This window comes from Lysinibacillus sp. S1 (assembly GCF_044986265.1).
GTDB lineage: Bacteria > Bacillota > Bacilli > Bacillales_A > Planococcaceae > Lysinibacillus > Lysinibacillus capsici.
This window is the reverse complement of sequence record NZ_CP173154.1, coordinates 1,870,450-1,895,014: the sequence shown is the minus strand read 5'-3', so window position 1 is coordinate 1,895,014 and position 24,565 is coordinate 1,870,450. Positions and strand designations below refer to the sequence as shown.

Genomic DNA, 24,565 nt, shown 5'->3' with positions numbered 1-24,565 from the left:
ATCAGTCAAGTATCTGACATACAATATAATTCTTTTTACCTATTTATTTTGTGAACGGTTCGTGAAATAATTTAAAATACTTAAATTTACTAAATTTTGTAATAATAGAATCGTGCTGTCATAAAGTATAGTAAAGGCTCAAAATTCGATTTTAGAGGTTTTTTACTCTTTTGAAAGGTTCGGTGAGAAAGTTGAAGCAAAATGATATTAATCAATGTTTTGGAAATCTTATGAAAAGTACTTCGTCACCAACACTTATACTCAATAAAGCAGGGAAAATTTTAAACGTCAATGAGGCTGCTATCAATCTTTTCAATCTTAATTTAACCTATATTGGCTATTTAGCTATGGACGAGCCATCTAATTTTAAATGGACTAAGTTCGTCAAACAGTTACAAAATGATTTACGTTCAGAGGAAATTTTCAATATTCGCACAGTTGGAAATGACTACGAAATGTTATCTTTCAAATGCTTTTATGATCCTAATACAGAGGAAATTGTTGCGCAAATTTCAACATTAAATGATGATGTTGCCCATAAATTATATGTTAGCCAAGCACATGAGAGAGCGCAATCTTTTAATGCCTACGATTACTTACCTTATGCTGTTATTGTTAGTGACGCTAGTGGTATTATTCTTGGGCTAAATAAATATGCGGAAATGTTTCTGAAAGTTGAAAATTCGCAGCTTCTTCATAAAGCGCATCAGCATATATTTGATTCATTTACATTGAAAAAAGGGCAAATTACAACCTACCTTTCTAAGTTAATGGGTGAAAAACATGCAAGCATTCATGTAGTCGATGAAACACAAGTAAGCAGAACTTGCTATTATGAAATTTCAAGTATTTTTGATGAATACAATAATATTATTGTCACTGTGATTAATGATGAAACAGAGAAAAAGCAACTTCAACATAAAGTTGAGCATCAGCAAGCATTAAACGTTGTGGGACAGATGGCAGCGAGTATTGCACATGAAATTCGTAACCCATTAACTTCTTTAAAGGGTTTTACTGAATTACTAAAATTAAATGCTGATGATGAATCACGCATGTATCTCTCTGTTATTGACAGTGAGCTTCAACGGATGGAACAAATCTTATCCGAATTATTAGTTTTGTCTAAGCCAACAACGATGAAAGTGGAATTATTAGAACTGGATCATATTGTAAAGCAAGTCATTGAGTTTATGCTACCAGATGCACTCATGAAAAATATTATGATTCAGTATATTTCAACCTCTAATCAAGTCTATATTGGCGGCAACGAGAATCGACTAAAGCAAGTGCTGATGAATTTAATTAAAAATGCAATGGAATCCATGAATAATGGTGGTACGATTACCGTCGAAATGGCAACAAATGACTGTGCGATTGTCGAACTTATGATAAAAGATGAAGGTGTTGGCATGGACAGCACGACACTTCAAAACCTATTCCAGCCTTTTTACACGACAAAATCAACAGGGACAGGACTGGGCCTTGCTTTCGTGAAAAAGGTGATTGAAGAACATGAAGGAGTAATTGGCGTTAGTAGTGAACTACAGAAGGGGACATGCTTCCATCTGCAGTTTCCAATTTACACATTCAATCAGATGGATACAATGGAAGTATCCACAAAAGATTCTGCTTATTTAGTAACATAAAGAAAGTAAAAATGGTTGCATAATGAACAACAAAACCTTCTAAATCATATATTGCTTTTGACAATGCTTTTCTAATGTCGCTATAATGTCATGTATAAAGAGCGAAGTGAGAGGAAAAGAATATGCCGTCAGAAGATCTAAAACAATCTTTAAAATTATATATTGTATTATCACGTGCACTAAAAGCAATTAATGAAACAACACATCAATTATTTCAGGATAATGGTTTAAACCCAACTGAATTTGCTGTTCTAGAACTTCTCTATCATAAAGGAAGACAGCCATTACAGCAAATTGGCAATAAAATTTTGTTAGCCAGTGGGTCTATTACGTATGTCATTGATAAGCTAGAGAAGAGAGGTTACTTATTACGAGTATCTTGTCCTGCTGATCGTCGTGTTACGTATGCAGAAATCACCCCTGAAGGTGAAGCTTTTATGGGAGAGCTGTTCCCAAAACACGAACAGCATTTGCATGAATTAATGAGTGTACTATCCCCAGAAGAAAAAGAACAAGCTATTACGTTATTGAAGAAAATTGGCCTTTCTATAAAGGACCTATCTTATTAAAAAAGTTGTCTCATTGATTTGAGACAACTTTTTTGTGATCAAATAGAAGGACGATAGACTATGTCTATCGTCCTTAGCATTTTATTATTTTTTAGATATAGTTGCTGCCATATTAAGCATAGCATCTGTTAAATCTTGTTCATCATTATCATGAATAGTTAATTTTGTAATGAGACCATCTTTCTCAAGGACAACCCCAATTACTTTCTCAGTGTCGAAGTCCACAACATAACCCTCGATATTTTGAACATCTTTAAATGCTGCTAATTCCTCAGCAGTTAGAGCTACTGTTTCACCAACTGCGTTCATATAATCTTGCATAGTTGTTTTTACTTCTTCAAAGCTCGATTGTGAAGCTTCAATTGTTTCAATACGCATAAACACTTCGTCATCATCATTGGACACTAACATGTCTTTACCAGGCTCTTCTTGTGTCAGTGTAAAACCAGGAAGCTGTTGTAGTTTATAGCTTTGATCAACACTTGCTGATTCAGTTGCCTTTTCAGTTTTATCTACACCATTTTGAACGTATTTTACATCTTGTTGAGGCTGTTTAGAAGCATCCTCTGTATTTGTATCATTTGATGCAGGTGTATCTTCTTCTTCCTCATTTGATTCACCTGCTGTATCATCTCCAGATGGTTTTTGATCGGCAGCAGTATTTGATGGCTCATTTTGTTGAGCATCTGAATCCCCTGTTTTATCAGATGTATTACAACCTACAACTAATACGGCTGTTAGTAATAATGCAAGAATAGAAACTAATTTTTTTTGCATAAAAAACCCTCCTTTTCTAAATTAAACGTTAGTAAAGATAAAATGTTTCCAAATATTAATGTTATGATGTTAACGGCAACACTAAAAATAATAATAGTACAAAAACGACATGAGCTACAATAACAAGTGGCATACTTTTACGCCATTCATATAAGAAGCCCCAAATAATGCTTGTTACCAATGCAGCAATGACACCAAGCATAAATCCGCTAAGGGCAATTGATACAGCACATAATACTGCGGTAACTATGACAGCCAGCGGTGGGCGCATAAAACGTTTTAACTGTTGTTGGATATAACCACGCCAAAATAATTCTTCACCTATGGCAACGATAAATACGAGTAAAACATAGTGCCAAATATTTTGTGGTCCGTAGCTTGCTAAAAATTTTTGAACGGATTGTACTAAGTTATTATTAATATATGGAGCGAGCCAGTAACCAAAGCGAATAATACCATATGTGATGGTACCGTATCCAATACCAAAGAGTAAAAATTGCCATGTAGGTAATTGATCTTCAATGGAGCCAGCTAAGATGGCAATGGCAATACATACTAGTAGAGTGAATGCATACATGTACCAAAATACAGCTTGGTTAGCAAAGGTAAAAGCAAGCATACCATAAACGAATAATAAAGAAAGGAGAAATAGTATTGTTTGTTTCGAATTTGTTAGCATATTCGACCTCCATACCTTAATCTTATCAAAAAAATAGTCCCTTATCATCTATTAAGACAAAAAGGGACTATTCAGACTATTAAGCTTCATTAGTATATAAAATTTTATATCGTTTATGATTGACGACCGTTTTTTCTTCAATTTCAAGGGAATCAAAATTCTCCATATATGTTAAATTAACGATCACCGAATTTTCATTTACCTTTTCTACAATACCTTGGAGACCATTTTTAAACTCGATAATATTTCCAACTTCAGCTATTTTCACAGACAGTCAGCTCCTTCATCGACTAATAATATACAGTTTGCATGAAAAATTGGTAAACGTAAAGCTTTTTTTAAATAATTCATAATTTATTACACAAATGAGGCAAAGAGAGGAATAAAGTTCATGGAAAAATACGAAAATATGCTTAAACAATTACAAAATGGGGAAAGAAAAAGTATTGAAATTCAAAAGGAAGAATTTTACGAATTTCGTGAAATTCTTGTAAAACACCCATTATTTAAACATTATAGAGGTGAGGCCAAGCAAAATGGGCGAATTATCTATACTTATACTGAAACACCTAGAAGTTAATTTGTCGAACATTGTCGTAAGTTAATGCTGTAAGAAATGAAATATAAATGTATAATAATGGTATGATTATTTGTGTGTGGAGGGTTGTATGAATGGTCAATCTACTCTTGAAACAAATGGAACAAACTCGTGAGATGATGATTCGCTCAGGTGTAGAAAACGGGTTACAAAATGCAAAAACCATTCAACTGAGTCGCAGATTAGATCAGTTAATGAATACTTATTATAGACAGATGGCATTTGAAGAAGAAAAAGATCAAGAAGACTAAAAAAGATTGTTCCAGTATTCAGAGTAAAAAACATTTTAACATATATGTTTAAAATGCATTTCAATGGGGAATAACTTACTATGAACACAGCAACATTCTCATTTCCCCCTTTAGAGCAGTGATCCCCCAATCACTTGCTCTCTTTTTTTTGCTTATTCGGTATATATGCCCTACATATAAATTTTAGTACAAGTTGTGGGAAGAGTTTGAATTATTTCATTCCTTCACCTAAACTGAAAAGATATAGAGTTGGACTCTCACGGAGAGTACAGAAATTCTAGAACAAAGGAGCATGTACATATGACAAAGAAACGTATTGCATTTATTGGAACTGGAGTAATGGGTGCTAGTATTATTAAGCATTTACTAAAAAATGGTCATGAAGTAACCGTCTATACCCGTACGCAAGAAAAAGCAGAGCCTCTTGTTGCCTTAGGGGCGTCATGGGCAAGCTCACCTGCTGAAGCATTTAAAAATCATGAAATTGCCTTTACAATGGTTGGCTATCCTTCAGATGTAGAGGAAGTATATTTTGGGGAAAATGGCCTCTTCCAAACAGCAGAACAAGGCAATATTGTCATTGATATGACGACTTCAGAGCCATCTTTAGCAAAGAAAATTTATATGTATTCTCAATCTATCGGTGTAGAGGCTTTAGATGCCCCTGTTTCAGGTGGGGATATTGGTGCTCAAAATGGCACTTTGTCTATCATGATTGGTGGCGATCAGGTCACATACGACAAGGTATTGCCAATTATGAAGCAATTTGGAGAAAATATAATTTATCAGGGTGAAGCAGGAGCTGGGCAGCATGCAAAGATGTGCAATCAAATTGTTATTGCCTCTGGTATGATTGGCGTGTGTGAATCACTAGCTTATGGACTAAAGGCAGGATTAGATTTACCTACCGTATTACAATCGATTTCTTCAGGTGCAGCAGGTTCATGGTCTTTAAGCAATTTAGCCCCACGTATGATAAAAGAAGATTTTGCACCAGGCTTTTATATTAAACATTTTGTAAAGGATATGAAAATAGCTTTAGACGAGTCAAACAAAATGGGCATAACATTACCAGGACTTGCATTAGCCTATGAAATGTATGAGAAATTAATCGCAGCAGGCTATGGTGATAATGGTACACAAGCACTCTTAAAGTATTATAAATAATTCGCGATGGGATTCTGAATAGGAAACCTGAAGGCTCCTTAAATGGGAGATCTTCAGGTTTTTTTGTTTTACTCTTTCCCGAAAAGTTGAGAATCCAGTGAGAAGCTGGATGCGCCTGCGAGAGTAAAGTAAAGAGCTATTGCACCTAAAGCTAAATCTAATTCATAACCAGCCAATCCATCTGCCCCGATAAAGCCGATGCTAAGTTTTGCTGTAAAGATCGCCACAATCATTGTAATGGTTAATAAAGCACCAAATATTCTTGTTGCTAAACCTAAAATAATTGCAATTCCACCAACTAATTCAATAATTGCCACGATATACGCCATAAATCCTGGTATACCTAGGCTATCAAAGAATTCAGCTGTATAGCTAATGCCACCTTGAAATTTTTGAAAACCATGCACTGCAAAAATAACGCCTAGAACGATACGTAAAATTGTTGAACCAATATTTTGCATAATAAAGTAACTCCTTATCTTTTTTTGCTTACAATTCGTAACTTAGTTTATTTTTAAAAACAACTTTTGTCAAGTAACTTAATGTATTTTTAGAACAAGTTTTTTTAAAAAGTGATATACTCTTAAATAGGAACTAATATACAAAGGGGGGAAGTCATTTGGATCAAAAAAATATTTGTCCGCGATTTGAAAAAGCACTCATGATATTAAATCATCGTTGGAATACGCTACTTATTTATCAGCTATTAGATGGTCCGCAAAGGTATTCGACCATTAAAAATCAGTTGAATATTAGTAGTCGTGTATTAACAGAACGTTTAAAGGAGTTAGAGACTGAGCAAATAGTGCTACGTACAGTAATTCCATCAACACCAGTTGTCATTGAGTATGAACTTACAGAAAAGGGTTATGCTATTGCACCTGTGCTAAAAGCGATTGAGCAATGGTCCTCTGAATGGGTAACCATAGATATAGAATGATAAAAAGGTATTCAAGCGAGGGGCTTGAATACCTTTTTTGGTTTTACACAGAAAATAAGCGTTCAATTATCGACCATTTGGCAGTTATTTTTCAGTGAATTTACTGTTATATTGTAAATAATATTAATTTTCTTTAAAAAAAGGTATTTTTTATTTCAGAGAGAAATTAATTGTTTATTATAGAGAATGGAGAGGAGGGTTTTATGAAGAAGAGTACAGCTATAGACGTACAACATCGAAGTCAATTAGCCATTTATTTATCATTACCGATACTTTCATGGGCATTTTATGATTTTGCGAATACAATTTTTTCTTCAAATATAAATACAATATTTTTTCCCTTTTACATGGATGAGGTTTTAGGAACAAATGAAGTCATGCAACAAGTTGCGAGCACCTTTATATCTTATGCAAATGCCATTGCAAGCTTGTTGCTCGTTATCTTTTCACCCCTTTTCGGTGTGTGGATTGATAACACAGGTTATAAAAAGAGATTTATTGTATGGTTTGCATCCATATCTATTCTATTTACATTTATGATGGGAATATTTGCTAATGTACAAACCACTGTCAATTACTCTGGTGTGCCTCTTAGTTTATTTTTGGTAGTTGCAAGTTTTGTCATAGCAAAATTTTTCTTTAATTCAAGTTTAGTATTTTACGATTCTATGATGGGTGATCTAGGGACAAAAGAAGAGATGCCACTCATTTCAGGGTATGGTGTTGCAATCGGGTATCTTGGTACACTTTTTGGATTACTTGTTTACTTGTATGTTGGTAACAGCGATTTTCATCGAGCGTTTATCCCAACAGCCATTCTGTATCTACTCTTTTCATTGCCATTATTCTTAATTAATAAAGATACACCGATCCCAAAGTCCCAACGAAAGTCCTTAAAGTTTTTAGATGGTTATAAAGAAATCATTCAAACATTTAAAGATATGAAGCAATATAAAGCAATCTTTACCTTTATGATTGCTTATTTCTTTCTAAATGATGCCATTGCTACAACGATTGCTATGATGGCTGTTTATGCGACAACGATTGTTGGCTTTAGTTCTGGACAATTTATCGTACTTTATTTGGTCTCTACTGTCTCAACAATCATTGGGTCACTTGCCTTTGGGTATATTACGAAATCAATAGGCGCTAAACGTGCCATTACAATTGTTGCACTTATTATGATTGTTGCTTTGGTATTCGCTGTTTTTGCTTCAGCACAATGGATGTTCTGGCTTGCTGGTAGTCTATTTGGTATATCACTTGGCTCAATGTGGGTGACATCTCGGACATATATTATTGAATTATCACCGAACGAAAAACGTGGACAATTTTTTGGGTTGTTTGCTTTTTCAGGTAAAGTATCCTCCATTATTGGTCCAGCTATATATGGAACTGTTACATTATGGATGAAGGATTATGGTACTATTGCTAGTCGTGTAGCATTATCAACGTTGATCGTTATGACTGTCGTTGGTCTATTGGTACATCTAAAAGTTAATGATAAAAATGGAAATAGCAAGTAGGAGAAATGTATTGCCTATGATACAATTGAATTATAAACAGATGTAGAGAAAGGAGCGGGGTTGCATTGGAACATAAAGGAATATTATTAGAAAGTGGCACAAATGAGCTAGAGATTGTTGAATTTGAAGTAGCAAACAATAAGTTTGGCATCAATGTTATTAAAGTAAAAGAAATTATTCAACCGATCCCAGTAACGTTTATCCCACACGCGCACCCGCATGTAGAAGGAATCATTCAATTAAGAGGTGAGGTATTACCTGTTGTAGATATGCTACGAGTATTAGGAATTCAAGGTGCTGAGCGTAATCCACAACAAAAATATATTGTCGCAGAATTTAATAAACAACGTGTCGTTTTCCATGTAGATAATGTAACACAAATTCATCGTATTTCTTGGAATCAAATCGAAAAGCCTTCAGATATGTATCAAGGGGGTACATCACAAGTAATTGGTGTGATTAAACAGAATGAGCAAATGATTCTATTACTAGATTTCGAAAGAATTATGGTGGATATCAATCCTGCATCAGGAATTAGTGTGGAATCTGTTAAAAAGCTCGGTAAACGTGAGCGATCTGGAAAGCGAATTTTAATTGCAGAAGATTCACCGTTATTACGTAAATTACTGTTTGATACTATGAGTGAAGCTGGTTATGACAATGTTGAATTCTTTGAAAATGGCCGCGATGCTTATGAATACTTAGAGGGAATTGCAAAGAGTGGTAGTGACATAGCAGAGCATATTCAATTGGTGGTAACGGATATTGAAATGCCACAAATGGATGGCCATCATTTAACACGAAAAATCAAAGAGCATCCCGATCTTCAAAAGCTTCCTGTTATCATTTTTTCAAGTCTAATTACAGATGACCTTCGTCATAAAGGTGATCAAGTAGGGGCTGAGGATCAAATAAGTAAGCCAGAAATTGCAGAGCTCATTTTACGTGTTGACCAACTTATTCTGTAATCACCATGGCTTACATGATACTTCTCAATTTTAATAATGGGTATCCTGCAAGTATAAATAAATGAAAGTAAAGTCGGATGCCTTAATTAAGAGGGTCCGATTTTTTTGTATATGTCCAAATATTATGAACAAAATAAATGGTAGATGCTTGAAGGATGTGATTATTTGAATGAATTAAAAACAGCTATTATTGATATCGGCTCCAATACTATACGATTAGTATTATATCAATATGATAATGAAGAGGGACTTCGTGAGCTTGGAAATATTAAGACGGTAGCACGTTTGCGTACATATTTACAGCCCTCAGGAGAGATGTCTGATGAAGGTATTCAAGTGTTATCAGAAACTTTATTAACATTTAAAGCCATGCTTGAGGATTTTGAAGTAACAGATGTAAAAGCTGCTGCGACTGCGGCTATTCGACAAGCCACTAATCGAGACAAAATTATAGAGGAAATGAAAGAACGGACTGGTATCCAAATAGAGCTTTTATCAGAAGAGGAAGAGGCCTATTTTGGCTACGTTGCTGTTGCTTATTCCATGGGTACGAAATCGGCCGTAACAATCGATATCGGTGGTGGTAGTACCGAAATTACGCTGTTTGAAAATAAAGAAATTCAGCAATCACATAGTTTCCCTTTTGGGACAGTTTCTTTAAAGCAACGTTTTGTTAAAGGTGACATTATCAATAGTAGTGAGAAAAAAGAGCTTCTTGCCTTTGTCAAAGAGCAGTTCCAAACACTCCCTTGGATAAAAAATGTTGCTCTACCTATTATCGCAATTGGTGGTAGTGCGCGTAATATTGCTCAAATACATCAACAAAAGCATGATTATCCTATTGCCAGCGTACATGGTTATGAAATGACAAAGGAAAATTTGGATGATTTAAGCTTATTTTTAGGGCAATTAAGCTTTCAGGAATTGAAACAATTGGATGGTCTCTCATCTGACCGTGCAGATATCATTGTACCTGCATTAGAGGTATTTAGAGTGTTGATGGAGGTAGTTGGTAGTGAGACCTTCCAACTGACAAAGCGAGGTTTACGTGAGGGACTCATTATTCAACGGATTTTGCAAACAGATACAAAGGCGTTTGATAAATATAATGTATTTGAAGGAAATGCTAGAAGATTAGCACGTCAGTATGGTCGGAGTGAAGTGGAAGTAGATTATTTAATGCATTTAGCAGACCAATTGTATCGTGAATGTTGTCATTTAGGCTACTTGCAATATCATCCAGAAGATTTGCATTTATTAGCAAAAGCGGCGAAGGTTTTTAATATAGGAGAGTATATCGAATTAAGCTCTTCAAGCCAACATACTTTTTATTTAATTGCGAATCAATCCATTGATGGTTTAAATCATTTAGAACGAGTAAAACTAGCACTTCTTGCCTCCTATAAAAATAAAGATTATTTCGAACGATTTGCTGCTCCATTTGCTACATGGATGAGTCGGGAGGAACATCGTAAAATAAGAGATTTCGGAGCGTTATTAAAATTTGTCTATGCATTAAATGTTTCAAAACGCAATATAGTACATGCTATTGAAATGCACACCGAAGAAGATCATGTTCAGCTTAATATTTATGTAAAAAAGAATGCTGCGGCTGAAAAGTATCAAGCCAATCGACATAGAAAGCATTTAGAACGTGCATTAAAAATCCCAATGAAGATCAATTTTATTGAAGAAGGGTGGAACAATGGATGACAACTGAAGTAACGAAAAACGAGCTACATGGGGAAGAGTTCTCCGAAAACTACAATCTATTGTTAGAGGAAATTGCAAAGCCTCAATATTATAATAATCGTGAGTTAAGCTGGCTTGCCTTTAATGAACGCGTGCTAGAGGAAGCAGAGGATATTAATAATCCTCTGCTCGAGCGTTTAAAATTTTTAGCTATATTTAGTTCCAATCTAGATGAATTTTTTATGGTTCGTGTTGCAGGCTTACAGGACCAGGTACGTGCTGGTTTTCATAAGCCCGAAAACAAATCTGGCTTAACGCCGAAGGAACAGTTGGCCAAAATAGCAGAACGCACACAAGCATTAGTGCGTCGACAAACTGAGGTGTATAGACATTTAATCTATGATTTACTACCTCAACATAATGTACATATTGCGGACATGAAAGATTTAAATAGCAAGCAAAAATCATTTATCAATGAAATGTTTGCAGAAACTATCTTCCCTGTTTTAACCCCTGTTGCAGTGGATGCATATCGTCCTTTCCCAACTTTGCTTGGTAAAACTTTGAATTTACTAGTGCTGTTAGAGCAGGATGAGTCAGATCTTGAAAGTCGTGAAAAAGTGGCGATTGTCCAAGTTCCATCTGTGTTAGATCGCTATATAAAAGTACCGTCCGAAGAAGGTAAGACAGTTGTAGTTTTATTGGAGGATGTGATAGTAGCGCATATTGAAAAGCTGTTTTATGGCTATAGCGTAAAATCAGCACAAGCCTTCCGCTTAACAAGAAATGCAGATTTAACTATCCATGAAGAAGGGGCTCGAGATCTTCTCGTGGAGATCGAAAAAGAGCTGAAAAAGCGAAAGTGGGGAGTAGGAAGCCGTTTAGAAGTTCGAGTTGGAGAAATGAACGAGGAAGTGCTGCAATACTTACTAGATGAATTCGAAATAGAAGAATCGGATGTATTCCATATTGATGGTCCTTTGGATTTAACGTTTATGTTCTCTTTTGTGAAAGGTATTTCAGTAGGTCGTGAGCATTTAGAATATGAAAGCTTTATCCCACAGCCACCTTTAGATTTACAGTCTGACGAAAATATTTTTGAAAAAGCACTTCAACAGGATATATTTTTCCATCATCCATATGAATCTTTTGCCCCTATTGTTGATTTTATTTCTGAGGCCGCTGTCAACCCAAATGTGTTGGCTATAAAACAGACATTATATCGAGTAAGCGGGAATTCACCGATTATTCAAGCGTTAAAGCTTGCCGCTGAAAACGGTAAACAAGTAACGGTATTAGTGGAGCTAAAGGCTCGCTTCGATGAAGAAAACAATGTGCACTGGGCAAAACAATTAGAACAAGCAGGTTGTCTTGTGATCTATGGGATGAATAATTTAAAAACGCACTCAAAAATCACGCTAGTCGTTAGTCGTCGTAACGGCAAAATTGAACGTTTTGTCCATTTGGGTACAGGAAATTATAATGATGCTACTGCAAAAATTTATACGGATATGGGCATAATAACGACAGATAAAGAGTTTGGCATTGATGCGACAAATTTCTTTAACTACTTAAGTGGCTATACAGAAAAGCCTACCTTTAATCATTTAGTCGTTGCACCATTTGATATACGCGATGAGTTTATTCGGTTAATGGATGAGGAAATTGCCTGTCATAAAAAATTTGGAAATGGTTTTATTCGTGCAAAAATGAATTCATTGACAGACAAAGATTTAATGATGAAGCTTTATGAGGCATCGATTGCGGGTGTAAAGGTCGAGCTTATTATTCGTGGTATATGCTGTATTAGACCAGGAATCCCAGGTATTAGTGAGAACATTACCGTAACAAGTATTGTTGGTCGTTTCCTTGAACATTCTCGTATTTATTGGTTCCATCATAATGGGGAAAATAAAGTATATTTATCCTCTGCAGATATGATGACACGCAATATGATTAAACGTGTGGAAATTTTATTCCCTGTATATGCAAGTGAAGCAAAAACTCGTATTATTGACATAATGAATGCACAATTAATGGATACTGCCAAAGCCCGTATTCAAGACTCTAATGGTAAGTATCATTATAAAGAGTTTGATCGTAGCGAAGATCCATTAAATAGCCAGGAAATTTTCTTGAAGGATGCATTAAAGCCTACGCTAGACGAAGAATAGAGCAAACACGCTACTTAGTGAGGGATAGAATGAAAAAATGTAGAGAAAATGTAGCGCCATTTGCAGAATATCAACAGCTCATGCAACTGAATCCATTTGATGCAATCATTTGTTTGAGACAAGTTGATAAGACAGTGTTTGAGGTCGTTGAATTTAATGAAAAGCTATCGTCAATGATTGAGCTGGAGGATATAACAGCCAAAAACGCTGAGAACTTTTTTACTAAGCAATGCTGGCTGCAATTGTCGGGATTTCTAATTGAAGAAATCAATAAACAGCATACTCTAAAATTAGGTAACGGTCATCAAGAGAAAACATTTATGCTTCATGTTCAGCACTTTTCTGAATCAATAGTTGCCATTATTCTTCGAGCGACACCATTTGAAGAAAATCCCTATTTACAGTTCATTGAACAACATATAAGTCCAGTGTTAACGACAGATTTACAAGGTCGAATAATTCATCAAAATATTGCTGCTACTGCTACACTATCGAGAGAGCAGCACAGTCTAATTGGACTAGATATTTTTTCATTACTCGAAAGTAAATATCTCAATGAGTTTAAACTATTATTTACCAAAACAATCGAAGGTTCAGCGTTTGGCATGCCTAAATGCTTATTGAAAGGTGATTTACTAAGCAAAGAGCCCTTTTATTTAAGAACGCATCCAACCTATTATAATGGTGAAGTTGTGGGTGTCCACCTATTTGTTAAAGATGCTAATTCATTTATGAATGATCATGAAGCATTCTATTACCTAGCACTAATGGATGAATTAACAGGTATTTGGAATCGAAAAGCTTTTAAGGAGCATTGGCTACAGCATTTAAATGATAAAAAGCAAGAGCATAAGCAAGCCGCTCTTATTTTAGTTGACATTGACCGTTTTAAAAAGTTTAATGAATCCCTTGGCGAGAGCAAGGGAGATGATTTGATGCGTATGTTTAGTCATAGGTTACGGGAGCTTTGCTACTCAAAGTGTTCGCTATATCGATATAATAGTGATGAGTTTATTTTTGTGCTAAAAGATGCAACCATCCAAAAAATTGAACGAACTGCAAACTTGATTATGGACGTATTAAAACAGCCATTTATGATAGATGGACAGGAATATTTTATTAGCGTATCGATTGGGATTTCACTTAGCCCAGCAGATGGTAAAGATATCGAGACACTTGTACGGAAAGCAGATAAAGCTTTATTTTCTGTTAAAGAACATGGTCGTTCACATTATCGCTACTACCGTGAAGATATGACGGCCATTTTTCCAAACGAAGCATTAATGGAGGCACATTTACGTCGAGCAATTGAATTTAATGAGCTAAGTCTTCATCTACAACCGCAAATGGATTTAGCAAATAATAGCATCAATAGCTTTGAAGCATTATTACGATGGAATAACCGTAAATTTGGTTTTGTATCACCAGCACAATTTATACCTATTGCGGAAGCCTCAGGGTTGATTATTGAAATTGGTGATTGGATTATTGATGAGGTATGTCGTTACCAAAAAGAATGGCAATCGAAAGGATATCGTCCTGTACGGATTGCAGTCAATATATCCCCAAAACAGTTTAGAAAAGAAAATTTTGCCCGAAAAATTAAAACAGCTTTAAAGAAATATGGTGTACCGCCTGAATTATTAGAAGTAGAAATTACTGAAAGTTCCATGACAAATGTACATGAAACATTTTCGATTCTTACAGAACTGAAGCAATTAGGTGTTTATGTGTCTGTGGATGACTTTGGGACAGGCTATTCCTCATTAAGTTATCTCAAGCGTTATCCGATTGATATTATTAAAATTGATCAGTCATTTATTGCAGATATAGCAAAGGATGACAAAAATGAAGCCATCATAAAAGCCATTATTTCGATGTCTCATAATTTAGGATTAGAGGTCATTGCTGAGGGAATTGAAGAACCAATACAAGTTGATTTTCTCAAACGCCATCGTTGTCAAAAAGGGCAAGGCTATTTGTATAATAAACCATTACCAGTTGAAACGATTGTACAACAATATTTTGTAAGCTAGAAAACGGGTAGCACTTTCATCACAAAATAGATGAAGTGCTACTTTTTTATTTGCCGTTTTTAAGACCGTTTAAGACAATTGCTGTGAATTGCGACATTTCAGAGGCTAGGTCAAAGTCTTCACTATGTATCAACCAATCATAGACATTCGCACGCATACAGCGCTGAATAAGTGTTTGTATGGTAGCAGCAGAAACATCTTGTCTAAATTCCCCATGTTGAATTCCTTCCTCGATATATGTATTCATTATCTGAAAAATCTTACGTTGTGGATTGATTAAATAATGATCCTGTTCTACTTGGTTTGTCATAGCAGCCGTATATACTGTACGTAATAAATCCTTTCCCACAATATTGGTTAAATATCTCATTTGCTCTTGATACACTAAGAGTATTTTTTCACTTGCTGGTAATGTGGGATCAATATTTTTTTCAACTGTACGATAAAAATTATCAAGCTCCTTAAATTTTTCTAAAATAACATCATATTTAGATGGGAAATGTGTATAAAATGTACCCTTTGAAACATTACATGCCTTTGTAATTTGTTCAACAGAAACATGTTCATAACCATGCTTGTTAAATAAATCTAAAGAAGTTTTCAATAATTTTTCACGTGTTTCTAATGCCTTTTTCTGTCTGCTTGTGAGTGTTTCCATTGGTAGCTAATACCTCCTATATTAAATATTGTAAAATATCTTTTGTAAAAAAGATTCTGAAAATATTAATTTTTTAATTGACGAGATGGATTTCGATTGATTATGATTTAAATGACCGAAGTCAATGACTGCGGTCAATGATGTTATCTCGTTACTAATGTTACTTTAAAAAATGAAAGTTGGCTAGTATATCATCAAGTTTTCTGTTGTATTTTCAAGGAATGGGGAGGTCACAATGAAGAAAAAATTGGGTTTTATTGGCTTAGGGAATATGGGTTTACCGATGGCTATTAACTTATTAAGAGCAGATTATCAGGTATATGGTTTCGATACGAATGCGGAAGCAATGGAACAATTCGCAGCAGCAGGTGGTTTCGGCCTTGAGACAGCTATGGATATTGCGAAAAAATGTGATGTTATTATGACAAGTTTGCCTACCCCTCAGGTTGTAGAATTGGTTTATCAATCAGAGCAAGGAATTTTACAACATGCAAAGAAAGGGTGCCTGCTGATTGATTTTAGTACTGTTAATCCCGAATTGAATGATACGTTACATACAGAAGCTATAGCTTTGGGATTACGTTATTTGGGAGCGCCTGTCAGTGGGGGTGTCATAGGGGCTATCAATGCTACATTAACTATTATGGTTGGTGGTGGCACAGATGATTATATAAGTGCTAGCAAAATATTCAGAATAGTCGGTAAAAATATTTATCATTTAGGCACATCTTCAAGTATAGGAACGCGAATTAAATTACTCAATAACTTAATGATTGGCTTTTACACAGAGGCAGTCGCTGAAACGATTGTACTTGGCGAAAAAATGGGTATTCAGGCAGACACGCTCTATGAAGTATTAAATAATAGTTATGGACAAAGCCGTATTTATGAACGTAATTATTTGGAATATATGAAAAATGATAATTATGAGCCGGGCTTTTCGACAAATCTACTATTAAAAGATTTGAAGTTAGCTAAGGAAATGGCGGATGAAGCAGGCGTATCGCTGCGAATCGGCGAAAAGTTAGTGGATCTTTATAGTGAAATTGCTCAGCAGGGCTATGGAGAAAAAGATATGTCTGCAGCTTATTTAAGTTTAAAAGAAAAATGTAAACTAGAACAATTTTAAGAGGAGGAAATGGATATGACAACGACACAAGAGGTTAAAACATTAACACATTTTATTGGTGGCAAATTGGTTGAAGGAAAAAGTGGCCGATTCGGTTCGGTATTTAACCCAACAACAGGTGAAGTCATTGCTAAGGTACCCCTTGCAACAGTAGAGGAAACACAAGATGCAATCGAGCAAGCTCAAGCAGCATTTCCGGCTTGGCGTGATACATCAGTGGCTAAGCGTGCAGAAATTGTATTAAAGTTCCGTAACCTTATCACTGAAAATATGGAAGAGCTATTACAAATCATTTGTACTGAAAGCGGTAAAACGATTGAAGATGCCAAAGGTGAGATTACACGAGGACTTGAATCTGTTGACTTAGCCATTGGTGCGCCACATTTAATGAAAGGAGAATACTCCGTAAATGTTGGAGGTCAAATAAATGCTTATTCTGCAAAATATCCATTAGGGGTTGTGGCAGCAATTTCTCCATTTAATTTCCCCATCATGGTGCCTCTAGCACAAACGAGTATGGCCATTGCTGTAGGAAATGCGGTTATTTTAAAGGCATCTGAGCGTGTGCCAATGACTTCATTATATGTTAGTGAGCTTTGGAAGAAGGCGGGATTGCCTGATGGTATTTGGACAGTAATCAATGGTGATAAAGATGCGGTCAATGAACTTTTAGAAAACCCAGCTGTGCAAGCGATTTCATTTGTTGGATCAACACCAGTAGCTAAATATATTTATGAAACAGGATCAAAGTACGGTAAACGTGTCACGGCTCTTGGTGGTGGTAAAAACAATATGGTCGTGATGCCAGATGCGGATCTTGAACAGGTTGCTAATGCCTTTATTGGTGCAGCTTATGGAGCAGCATCCCAACGTTGCATGGCAATATCTACTATCATGCCTGTAGGAAAGGATACTGCTGATCGCCTAGTGGATATTCTTAAGGAAAAAATTTCTAATCTGAAAGTAGGCCCATATACAAACCCTGATTCAGATTTTGGCCCTGTTATTTCTCAGCAATCAAAAGAAGCAATTCTTACTGCAATTAATCGAGGGGAAGCCGAAGGAGCTTCAGTAATTTGTGACGGACGAGAACTTGATATTGTCAAAGAGTCTAAAGGGTTCTATGTAGGGCCTACATTATTAGATCATGTAAAGCCAGGCATGGAAGTTTACGAGCAAGAAATATTTGGTCCAGCTCGCAATGTTGTTCGTGTAGATTCCTTAGAGGAAGCTATTACACTTATCAATAAGCATGAGCTAGGTAATGGTGTCACAATCTTTACGAATGATGGATTAGCAGCTCGAAAATTTACAACAGAAATTGATGTTGGCATGGTTGGTGTCAATGTACCAATTCCAATTCCTGTTGGCTACCATAACTTTGCAGGCTTTAAAGGATCTCGTTTTGGTGAGGGGCATATGTTTGGCCCAGATCAAGCACGATTCTTTACAAAAACTAAGACAATTTCAGAGCGTTGGATGGCTGGCAATGCCTCCTCAGCATCCACGTTTTCATTCCCAAGCAATAACGACTAATAAAACCTAGAGCTGTAGAGTTATACAGCTCTTTTTCTAAAAAAGGGGATGGGTGGGGTGTAAATGTTAGAGTATATTGGTCTTTTTGGTAGTTTAGCATTATTAGTTTATTTAACAATGAAGGGTGTAAATCTACTTATTTCAGCACCGTTAACTGCGCTGTTAGCAGCCTTAACAAACGGTCTTGCATTTTTTCCTCAAACAGCTGATAAAGATCAGGCCAACTTTCTAACGAGCTATATGGATGGATTCACCGGATTTGTTGGTTCATGGTATTTAATGTTCATGGCGGGCGCCATTTTCGGCAAAGTCATGGAGGACACAGGCGCTGCAGATAGTGTCTCTAAATGGATTGTAGAAAAAATAGGGGTGAAATATGCCACATATGCTGTAGTTTTAGCTGCAGCAGTACTCACATATGGTGGTGTTTCAGTTTTTATCGTAGCCTTTTCAGTTTATCCAATGGCTATTAGTTTATTTAAACAAGCAAACTTTCCACGACGTTTTATTCCTGCTGCACTGGGCCTAGGTTCTGTCACATTTACGATGACATCAGCAGGCTCACCTGAGATTCAAAATTGGATACCAATTCCATATCTTGGTACAACTCCATATGCAGGTTGGCAAGTTAGTATTGTCGTGGCTATTTTTATGGCCGTTGGTGGCTCGCTTTGGCTGAATTGGATGATTAAACGCGCTGTTAACAATGGGGAAATTTTCATTGAGCGCTCCACCGATCCAGTAGCTGATGAAACAAGAAAGCTTCCGAGTCCCCTTTTGAGTCTCATACCATTATTAGTTGTTTTAGTCATTTCTTATATTTTCCATGATTCACTTGGAACCTCTGCTTTAATTGTAGCCTTAACTAGTGGCTGTATCGTTGCTTATTTAGTGAGTTACAAATATGCAAAGTCAGTTGGCGCAACATTAGCAGCAGGTGCAATGGGTGCTATTATTGCCATTGCAAATACGGCGGCTGTTGTCGGCTTTGGCGGGGTAGTAAAAGCAACACCATCCTTTGTTGCAACTGTTGATGTAATGACCAATATCCCTGGCAGTCCGCTGATTGGAGGAGCCTTAGCAATTGCGGTTATTGCTGGTTTAACAGGTTCAGCATCAGGGGGACAAACAATTGCTATGCCCTTACTAGCACCGCATTATATCGAGATGGGTGTAGATACAGAGGCGTTGCATCGGACAATCGCTATAGCATCTGGTTCCCTAGATTCATTGCCGCACGGAGGATATGTTGTGACAACCATCAATTCAGTATGTAATGAAAAGCATAAGGATGCATATATGCCATTTGGAGCTTTGACGGTTATTATCCCTATCATAGGTACAATACTTGCAATCATATTATTCTCATTAGGGATGTAGGAGGGATGAAGTATGCAAGGAAAAACGGTTTTTATTACAGGGGCAGCTCGTGGTATTGGTCTTGCTATGGCACAAGCATTTGCTGAGCAAGGGGCTAATGTTGTGATATCAGATAAAAATGAACAGCTTCTTGAGGAAGCCGTCGCACAATACCCCTCTTTAACTTCCTATATATGTGATGTGACAGAAGAACAAGCCATAAGAGAAGCCATTGATTTTACGATTAATGAATTCTCAACATTAGATATTTTAATCAATAATGCAGGATTTCAACATGTGTCGCTTATTGAGGATTTTAAGACAGAAATTTTTGAGTCAATGCAAAAAGTGATGGTCGTTGCTCCCTTTGTGGCGATGAAGTATGCGTTACCACATATGAAGAAAAATCAATTTGGTCGTATTATCAATATGGCCTCCATCAATGGCGTCATTGGGTTTGCTGGGAAGGCGGGATATAATGCAGCAAAGCATGGTGTGATTGGGCTTACTAAGGTAACGGCACTAGAGGTGGCGACAGAGGGAATTACGGTAAATGCTATTTGTCCAGGGTATGTTGACACGGAATTAGTACGTAATCAGTTTATGGATTTAGCACAGACACGGGGTATTCAAGTGGAAGAAGTTCTTGAACAAGTGTTATATCCACTTGTACCGCAAAAACGTTTACTTGATGTCTCAGAAATTACAGGACTTGCATTATATTTAGCAAGTGATGTAGCAAAGGGGTTAACCGGCCAGGCCATACTATTAGATGGTGGCTATACAGCTCAATAGCTTAGGAGGGAAAATATGATTCAAACAAAAACCATCTTTACTGTTCATTCTCCAGGAACGATTGTATATGGTCGAGATTCATTTGAAGAAGTAGGAGAGTATGCGAAAAAACTAGGTTCAAAGGCATTAATTATTAGTGATCCAATTATGGACAGTTTAGGCTTTATCAAGAAATGCCATACACTGTTAAAGACCCAAGGGATAGACGTCGTTTCATATATAGGGGTGACAACTGAGCCAGATGATACGTATGTTGCAGAGGGATTGCAGCTTTTGCAGAAAGAAAACTGTGATGTCATTATTTCTGTTGGTGGTGGTAGCTGTATTGATACGGCGAAGGCGATTGCAGTAGTGGCTACAAATGGCGGCTACATAGGAGATTATATGAAAATGGCAAAGGTTGCAGCTGAAGCACCAATTCCACACATTGCGATACCAACAACAGCAGGTACAGGCTCTGAAGCAACAGATGCCACTGTTATTACCAATACAAAAAGTGATGTGAAAATGATGATTAAGCAACCAGCTTTTATGCCCACTATAGCGATTGTTGATCCTATTTTAACCATTACCTCACCTCCAGCAATTACCGCAGCAACTGGAATAGATGCATTGAGCCATGCCATTGAGAGCTATTTATCACGTTTAGCTCATCCTTATTCGAATGTGCTCGCCTTATCTGCTATGGAATTAATTGTGAATAACATCATAAGGGTTTATGAATATGGAGATGATGTTGATGCTAGGGAAGCGATGTCATTGGGTTCGATGCAGGCAGGGCTGTCATTTTCTAATGCTTCTGTTGCCCTTGTACATGGAATGTCTCGTCCGATTGGGGCACTTTTCCACGTACCGCATGGCATCTCCAATGCGATGCTTTTACCAGCTGTACTAGATTATTCAAAAGACGCTTGTATAAATCGATTGGCAGATTTAGGACAATTTTTTAATAAAACAAAAGAACGTCTATCGCAAGAGGAACTTGCTCAGCTTGCTATTACGTCCATTAAAGATATGTGTAAGTATATGAAAATTGGCAATTTAAAGCAGTGGGGAATCGAGGAGCATGCTTATTATCAGGCCATTCCTAAAATGGCTGAGGATGCACTTGCAAGTGGGAGTCCTGGTAACAATCCGAAGATACCAACTTTAGAAGAGTTAATGGAGCTATATAAAATTGCCTATACGTATGAGTTTTAATGATATTGGAGAGCTATTCATTGAATGAATGGCTCTTTTATATTTTTTCAGAAAATAAACTCGCATTCTATAGAATTAATATGACATATTCGAGAATATATAGTAAACTTTTAGTGAATCACCATTCATTTTTAACAAAGGGGGAAATGGAATGTTGCAAGGGAAAACGATTATTATTACGGGTGGATCAAGTGGTATGGGGCTGTATATGGCAAAGCAGTTCGTAACTGAGGGAGCTAATGTTGTCATAACAGGTCGTAACGAAGAACGATTAGCAGAGGCAAAGAAATTTATAGCTGAGGCTGGTCCCTCTATTGAGACATTCCAAATGGATGTACGTGTACCTGAGCATGCTGAGGCTATGCTCGCATTTGCTATTGAAAAATTTGGTCAAGTGGATGGGCTTGTGAATAATGCAGCAGGTAACTTTATTGTACGTGCAGAGGATTTATCACCGAATGGCTGGAAGGCTGTCGTAGATATTGTATTAAATGGTACATTCTATTGCTCTTCAGCAGTAGGCAAGTATTGGATTGAGAATAAGATCAAAGGGTCTATATTAAATATGGTAGCGACGTATGCTTGGAATGCAGGAGCAGGTGTGATCCATTCAGCTGCAGCAAAAGCAGGGGTACTATCATTGACGAGAACGCTAGCTGTTGAGTGGGGGAAACAGTATGGGATTCGGGTTAATGCTATTGCACCAGGTCCGATCGAGCGTACTGGTGGAGCCGATAAGCTTTGGGAATCAGAAGCAGCGGCAGCTCGTACACTAGATTCTGTTCCACTAGGCCGTATAGGAACACCAGAAGAAATTGCTGATTTAGCTACATTTATGATGTCTAATAAAGCAAGTTATATGAATGGAGAATGTGTAACTTTGGATGGTGGGCAGTGGCTCAATCAATATCCATTCTAAAAATCTTTGCATAACGAATAGCTGGGTTGACGCATACTAAGGGTAAAGAAAGGAGTTTTGCCGATGGGTATGTGGTTAATACCAGCAATTATTGCCATTGTGATCATTTCTGCTATTTCGTTTGTTTATACGTTAAAAATAGCTAAAATGACCTCTGAACGGAAATCTGAAAATGATACCCCTATTTCAGAAACAGTTGAAGAATATGCAACGATGTTGAACCCTATTGTTTGGGTCTATGCAATTTTTTTACTTTTTTTAGGGATCATGATTTTTTACTACTGGAGTAAGGCTGGCTATTAGTTAAGAACCATCTTCATTCGGTCACGAAAAACTTGACTGGATGAAGATATTCTAAGTTTTTGCTGTAAAGGCTAAAATAATTCATTGTTCATGAAAACTCTTCTCGGCCTGGTCATGGTCATACATAGAAAAGTTGTGATATGATGAAAGGGAAGGACTGTTCTACACAGTGAGGACAGAAAAGGAGAAGAAGTTCATGATTTCAACTAACAGCAAAGACTTATTAGCAATGCCAATTAGTGATTTTATCATTTCCTCTGAAAAAGTTGCGCATGTACAAAGTGGAAATAGTGCGGAACATGCACTCCTTGTACTAACACGTACAGGGTACTCGTCCATACCTGTATTAGATTTGAAATATCGACTTCAAGGTTTACTTAGCATGAAAATGATTACCGAATCGATTCTTGGACTTGAGCATATTGAATATGAAAAGCTACCTGATATTAAGGTTGACTCTATTATGGAAAAAGAGATCGCTGTATTGAAGCTGACGGATACTTTCCAGCGTGCTTTGGATTTAGTTATTAACCACGCCTTTTTATGTGTAGTGGACGAAGATGGTACATTCGCAGGGATATTAACAAGACGTGTTATTTTAAAGCAATTGAAAAAATATATTTATCAAAAAGAGTAGTAGCTTAAGAGGGAACTCAGATGAAAATCATGAGGCCCTCTTTGCTTGTATTGGAGGTTTACAGATTGATGGCAACAGAGGCAGAAATTTTAAAAATCTTAGCTGAAGAACGCAATATGCGGAAAGCAGCAGAACGTCTATTTTTATCCCAACCAGCCCTTTCACAACGATTGCAAACGATTGAGAAAGACTGGGGTGCACAATTATTTATTCGTTCACAAAAAGGTTTAACAGCAACACCTGCTGGTGAACAAGTTATTGCATATGCAAAGGAAATGCTAGCCAAAAAGGAAGAAATATTTGAAACGATTCAATCCTTAACGACAAAGGTAAACGGGACATTGAAAATAGCTTGTGCATCCATTGTTGGTCAGAACTGGCTACCAAAAATCTTGAAGGAGTTTGTGTCAAAATATCCAGAGGCTAAAATATCACTGATGACGGGCTGGAGTTCTGAAATTGTGAAGGCTCTTTACGAGGGCGAGGCCCATGTAGGCATTGTACGAGGCCAAGTTGACTGGAAAGGAGAAAAGATCCACCTTTTCAGAGATACTCTTTATTTAGTGGACAAAGAGGTTAAAACAATTGAAGATGTGTTAAAGACAGACCGTCCATTTATTCAATATAAGAGTGATTCCAACTATTATCAAGAAATTCAGCAATGGTGGCAGCAGCATTTTGCCTCGAATCCAAGAAAACAAATTTTAGTGGATCAAATTGAAATTTGCAAGCAAATGGCATTAAATGGTATCGGTTATGCGATCTTGCCTTCTATTACGTTAAATGACCACGATGCCATTCACAAAATCCCTCTATCAAATGATGAAAAAGAGTTTGGTCTTACACGCGATACTTGGTTAATTGGTTATGAATCCTCTTTTGAATTAAGACAAGTAGAGGCGTTTGTGGAAGTAGTGCAGGATCATGCACGGTGTTTGTTTGATTATACTAAATAGAAAATCAGGCAGCTCCAGGTTGTTTTGGAGTTGCCTTTTTGCATTGT

General features: G+C 36.6%; 25 protein-coding genes. 20 read left to right on the top strand and 5 right to left on the bottom strand.

The features are described 5' to 3' along the window. Nucleotides 1-230: 230 nt before the first annotated feature. Nucleotides 231-1,649: an ATP-binding protein gene (locus tag ACHZEU_RS09760; protein ID WP_231595608.1), complete on the top strand. Its 1,419-nt coding sequence runs from the start codon at nt 231-233 to the stop codon at nt 1,647-1,649. 122 nt (nt 1,650-1,771) lie between these two features. Then, a complete protein-coding gene (locus tag ACHZEU_RS09755) occupies nt 1,772-2,218 on the top strand; it encodes a MarR family winged helix-turn-helix transcriptional regulator (RefSeq protein ID WP_004224579.1) in 447 nt (148 codons plus the stop codon). Between the two features lie 84 nt (nt 2,219-2,302). On the opposite strand, the gene ACHZEU_RS09750 is transcribed toward ACHZEU_RS09755, so the two are convergent. From ACHZEU_RS09750 to ACHZEU_RS09740, 3 genes are all read right to left on the bottom strand, one after another. Then, on the bottom strand, nt 2,303-2,995 hold the full coding sequence (locus tag ACHZEU_RS09750; protein WP_048391996.1) for a hypothetical protein: 693 nt from the start codon (nt 2,993-2,995) through the stop codon (nt 2,303-2,305). Between the two features lie 61 nt (nt 2,996-3,056). Next, complete coding sequence (locus ACHZEU_RS09745; protein WP_004224581.1) at nt 3,057-3,674, bottom strand: CPBP family intramembrane glutamic endopeptidase; 618 nt, start codon at nt 3,672-3,674, stop codon at nt 3,057-3,059. Between the two features lie 79 nt (nt 3,675-3,753). Continuing rightward, complete coding sequence (locus ACHZEU_RS09740; protein WP_004224583.1) at nt 3,754-3,942, bottom strand: DUF2187 family protein; 189 nt, start codon at nt 3,940-3,942, stop codon at nt 3,754-3,756. A gap of 123 nt (nt 3,943-4,065) precedes the next feature. On the opposite strand from ACHZEU_RS09740, the gene ACHZEU_RS09735 reads away from it, so the two are divergent. The 3 genes from ACHZEU_RS09735 (at nt 4,066) to ACHZEU_RS09725 (ending at nt 5,690) form a co-directional block, all read left to right on the top strand. Next, nucleotides 4,066-4,254: a hypothetical protein gene (locus ACHZEU_RS09735; protein WP_259951163.1), complete on the top strand. Its 189-nt coding sequence runs from the start codon at nt 4,066-4,068 to the stop codon at nt 4,252-4,254. A gap of 92 nt (nt 4,255-4,346) precedes the next feature. Beyond that, nucleotides 4,347-4,523 carry an aspartyl-phosphate phosphatase Spo0E family protein gene (locus ACHZEU_RS09730; RefSeq protein WP_004224595.1) on the top strand — a complete coding sequence of 59 codons (177 nt, stop codon included), beginning with the start codon at nt 4,347-4,349 and terminating at the stop codon, nt 4,521-4,523. 300 nt (nt 4,524-4,823) lie between these two features. After that, the gene (locus tag ACHZEU_RS09725) at nt 4,824-5,690 is read left to right on the top strand and encodes an NAD(P)-dependent oxidoreductase (protein ID WP_259951164.1); all 867 of its coding nucleotides are present in this window, start codon (nt 4,824-4,826) and stop codon (nt 5,688-5,690) included. A 68-nt stretch (nt 5,691-5,758) separates the two neighbouring features. On the opposite strand, the gene ACHZEU_RS09720 is transcribed toward ACHZEU_RS09725, so the two are convergent. Then, entirely contained in the window at nt 5,759-6,151 is a 393-nt protein-coding gene (locus ACHZEU_RS09720; protein ID WP_259951165.1) for a DoxX family protein, read from the bottom strand. 158 nt (nt 6,152-6,309) lie between these two features. On the opposite strand from ACHZEU_RS09720, the gene ACHZEU_RS09715 reads away from it, so the two are divergent. The 6 genes from ACHZEU_RS09715 to ACHZEU_RS09690 all read left to right on the top strand — a co-directional run bounded on the left by ACHZEU_RS09715 (nt 6,310) and on the right by ACHZEU_RS09690 (nt 15,026). Then, nucleotides 6,310-6,630 carry a helix-turn-helix domain-containing protein gene (locus ACHZEU_RS09715; protein WP_016992449.1) on the top strand — a complete coding sequence of 107 codons (321 nt, stop codon included), beginning with the start codon at nt 6,310-6,312 and terminating at the stop codon, nt 6,628-6,630. Nucleotides 6,631-6,833: 203 nt separating this feature from the next. After that, nucleotides 6,834-8,156: an MFS transporter gene (locus ACHZEU_RS09710; RefSeq protein WP_054549808.1), complete on the top strand. Its 1,323-nt coding sequence runs from the start codon at nt 6,834-6,836 to the stop codon at nt 8,154-8,156. Nucleotides 8,157-8,221: 65 nt separating this feature from the next. Further along, a complete protein-coding gene (locus ACHZEU_RS09705; RefSeq protein ID WP_048391990.1) occupies nt 8,222-9,124 on the top strand; it encodes a chemotaxis protein in 903 nt (300 codons plus the stop codon). Nucleotides 9,125-9,289: 165 nt separating this feature from the next. Further along, a complete protein-coding gene (locus ACHZEU_RS09700; RefSeq protein ID WP_048391989.1) occupies nt 9,290-10,837 on the top strand; it encodes a Ppx/GppA family phosphatase in 1,548 nt (515 codons plus the stop codon). After that, the gene (locus ACHZEU_RS09695) at nt 10,834-12,990 is read left to right on the top strand and encodes an RNA degradosome polyphosphate kinase (RefSeq protein WP_404804438.1); all 2,157 of its coding nucleotides are present in this window, start codon (nt 10,834-10,836) and stop codon (nt 12,988-12,990) included. The genes ACHZEU_RS09700 and ACHZEU_RS09695 overlap by 4 nt, the downstream gene beginning before the upstream one ends. Nucleotides 12,991-13,019: 29 nt before the next feature. Beyond that, nucleotides 13,020-15,026 (top strand): EAL domain-containing protein, encoded by a 2,007-nt coding sequence (locus tag ACHZEU_RS09690; RefSeq protein ID WP_404804437.1) that lies wholly within the window; start codon nt 13,020-13,022, stop codon nt 15,024-15,026. Between the two features lie 46 nt (nt 15,027-15,072). Here the strand turns inward: ACHZEU_RS09690 and ACHZEU_RS09685 are convergent, their stop codons facing one another. Next, nucleotides 15,073-15,684: a TetR/AcrR family transcriptional regulator gene (locus ACHZEU_RS09685; protein WP_237899430.1), complete on the bottom strand. Its 612-nt coding sequence runs from the start codon at nt 15,682-15,684 to the stop codon at nt 15,073-15,075. Nucleotides 15,685-15,919: 235 nt separating this feature from the next. Here ACHZEU_RS09685 and ACHZEU_RS09680 point away from each other — a divergent pair, with 235 nt between their 5' ends. From ACHZEU_RS09680 to ACHZEU_RS09640, 9 genes are all read left to right on the top strand, one after another. Further along, nucleotides 15,920-16,813 (top strand): NAD(P)-dependent oxidoreductase, encoded by an 894-nt coding sequence (locus tag ACHZEU_RS09680; protein WP_048391985.1) that lies wholly within the window; start codon nt 15,920-15,922, stop codon nt 16,811-16,813. Nucleotides 16,814-16,828: 15 nt separating this feature from the next. Beyond that, nucleotides 16,829-18,349: a CoA-acylating methylmalonate-semialdehyde dehydrogenase gene (locus tag ACHZEU_RS09675; RefSeq protein ID WP_048391984.1), complete on the top strand. Its 1,521-nt coding sequence runs from the start codon at nt 16,829-16,831 to the stop codon at nt 18,347-18,349. A gap of 63 nt (nt 18,350-18,412) precedes the next feature. Further along, complete coding sequence (locus tag ACHZEU_RS09670) at nt 18,413-19,729, top strand: GntP family permease (protein WP_054549811.1); 1,317 nt, start codon at nt 18,413-18,415, stop codon at nt 19,727-19,729. Between the two features lie 12 nt (nt 19,730-19,741). Further along, nucleotides 19,742-20,503 (top strand): 3-hydroxybutyrate dehydrogenase, encoded by a 762-nt coding sequence (locus tag ACHZEU_RS09665; RefSeq protein WP_048391982.1) that lies wholly within the window; start codon nt 19,742-19,744, stop codon nt 20,501-20,503. A gap of 15 nt (nt 20,504-20,518) precedes the next feature. Then, a complete protein-coding gene (locus ACHZEU_RS09660) occupies nt 20,519-21,703 on the top strand; it encodes an iron-containing alcohol dehydrogenase (protein WP_048391981.1) in 1,185 nt (394 codons plus the stop codon). A 151-nt stretch (nt 21,704-21,854) separates the two neighbouring features. Beyond that, on the top strand, nt 21,855-22,622 hold the full coding sequence (fadH, locus tag ACHZEU_RS09655; RefSeq protein ID WP_048391980.1) for a 2,4-dienoyl-CoA reductase: 768 nt from the start codon (nt 21,855-21,857) through the stop codon (nt 22,620-22,622). Between the two features lie 63 nt (nt 22,623-22,685). Continuing rightward, nucleotides 22,686-22,925, top strand: a complete 240-nt coding sequence (locus ACHZEU_RS09650) for a hypothetical protein (RefSeq protein WP_048391979.1) — start codon at nt 22,686-22,688, stop codon at nt 22,923-22,925. Nucleotides 22,926-23,121: 196 nt separating this feature from the next. Next, a complete protein-coding gene (gene cbpB, locus ACHZEU_RS09645) occupies nt 23,122-23,562 on the top strand; it encodes a cyclic-di-AMP-binding protein CbpB (protein WP_004224640.1) in 441 nt (146 codons plus the stop codon). A 68-nt stretch (nt 23,563-23,630) separates the two neighbouring features. After that, nucleotides 23,631-24,518, top strand: coding sequence for a LysR family transcriptional regulator (locus ACHZEU_RS09640; protein ID WP_048391978.1), 888 nt, complete (start codon nt 23,631-23,633; stop codon nt 24,516-24,518). Nucleotides 24,519-24,565 lie beyond the last annotated feature (47 nt).

Bases quoted from the DNA above. Each gene is read 5' to 3' on its own strand.
- ACHZEU_RS09675 (WP_048391984.1), top strand. From the start codon at position 16,829: ATGACAACGACACAAGAGGTTAAAACATTAACACATTTTATTGGTGGC.
- ACHZEU_RS09680 (WP_048391985.1), top strand. From the start codon at position 15,920: ATGAAGAAAAAATTGGGTTTTATTGGCTTAGGGAATATGGGTTTACCG.
- cbpB (WP_004224640.1), top strand. From the start codon at position 23,122: ATGATTTCAACTAACAGCAAAGACTTATTAGCAATGCCAATTAGTGAT.
- ACHZEU_RS09755 (WP_004224579.1), top strand. From the start codon at position 1,772: ATGCCGTCAGAAGATCTAAAACAATCTTTAAAATTATATATTGTATTA.
- ACHZEU_RS09760 (WP_231595608.1), top strand. From the start codon at position 231: ATGAAAAGTACTTCGTCACCAACACTTATACTCAATAAAGCAGGGAAA.
- ACHZEU_RS09650 (WP_048391979.1), top strand. From the start codon at position 22,686: ATGGGTATGTGGTTAATACCAGCAATTATTGCCATTGTGATCATTTCT.
- ACHZEU_RS09695 (WP_404804438.1), top strand. From the start codon at position 10,834: ATGACAACTGAAGTAACGAAAAACGAGCTACATGGGGAAGAGTTCTCC.
- fadH (WP_048391980.1), top strand. From the start codon at position 21,855: ATGTTGCAAGGGAAAACGATTATTATTACGGGTGGATCAAGTGGTATG.
- ACHZEU_RS09720 (WP_259951165.1), bottom strand. From the start codon at position 6,151: ATGCAAAATATTGGTTCAACAATTTTACGTATCGTTCTAGGCGTTATT.
- ACHZEU_RS09670 (WP_054549811.1), top strand. From the start codon at position 18,413: ATGTTAGAGTATATTGGTCTTTTTGGTAGTTTAGCATTATTAGTTTAT.
- ACHZEU_RS09685 (WP_237899430.1), bottom strand. From the start codon at position 15,684: ATGGAAACACTCACAAGCAGACAGAAAAAGGCATTAGAAACACGTGAA.
- ACHZEU_RS09710 (WP_054549808.1), top strand. From the start codon at position 6,834: ATGAAGAAGAGTACAGCTATAGACGTACAACATCGAAGTCAATTAGCC.
- ACHZEU_RS09665 (WP_048391982.1), top strand. From the start codon at position 19,742: ATGCAAGGAAAAACGGTTTTTATTACAGGGGCAGCTCGTGGTATTGGT.
- ACHZEU_RS09730 (WP_004224595.1), top strand. From the start codon at position 4,347: ATGGTCAATCTACTCTTGAAACAAATGGAACAAACTCGTGAGATGATG.
- ACHZEU_RS09690 (WP_404804437.1), top strand. From the start codon at position 13,020: ATGAAAAAATGTAGAGAAAATGTAGCGCCATTTGCAGAATATCAACAG.
- ACHZEU_RS09640 (WP_048391978.1), top strand. From the start codon at position 23,631: ATGGCAACAGAGGCAGAAATTTTAAAAATCTTAGCTGAAGAACGCAAT.
- ACHZEU_RS09750 (WP_048391996.1), bottom strand. From the start codon at position 2,995: ATGCAAAAAAAATTAGTTTCTATTCTTGCATTATTACTAACAGCCGTA.
- ACHZEU_RS09745 (WP_004224581.1), bottom strand. From the start codon at position 3,674: ATGCTAACAAATTCGAAACAAACAATACTATTTCTCCTTTCTTTATTA.
- ACHZEU_RS09735 (WP_259951163.1), top strand. From the start codon at position 4,066: ATGGAAAAATACGAAAATATGCTTAAACAATTACAAAATGGGGAAAGA.
- ACHZEU_RS09725 (WP_259951164.1), top strand. From the start codon at position 4,824: ATGACAAAGAAACGTATTGCATTTATTGGAACTGGAGTAATGGGTGCT.
- ACHZEU_RS09660 (WP_048391981.1), top strand. From the start codon at position 20,519: ATGATTCAAACAAAAACCATCTTTACTGTTCATTCTCCAGGAACGATT.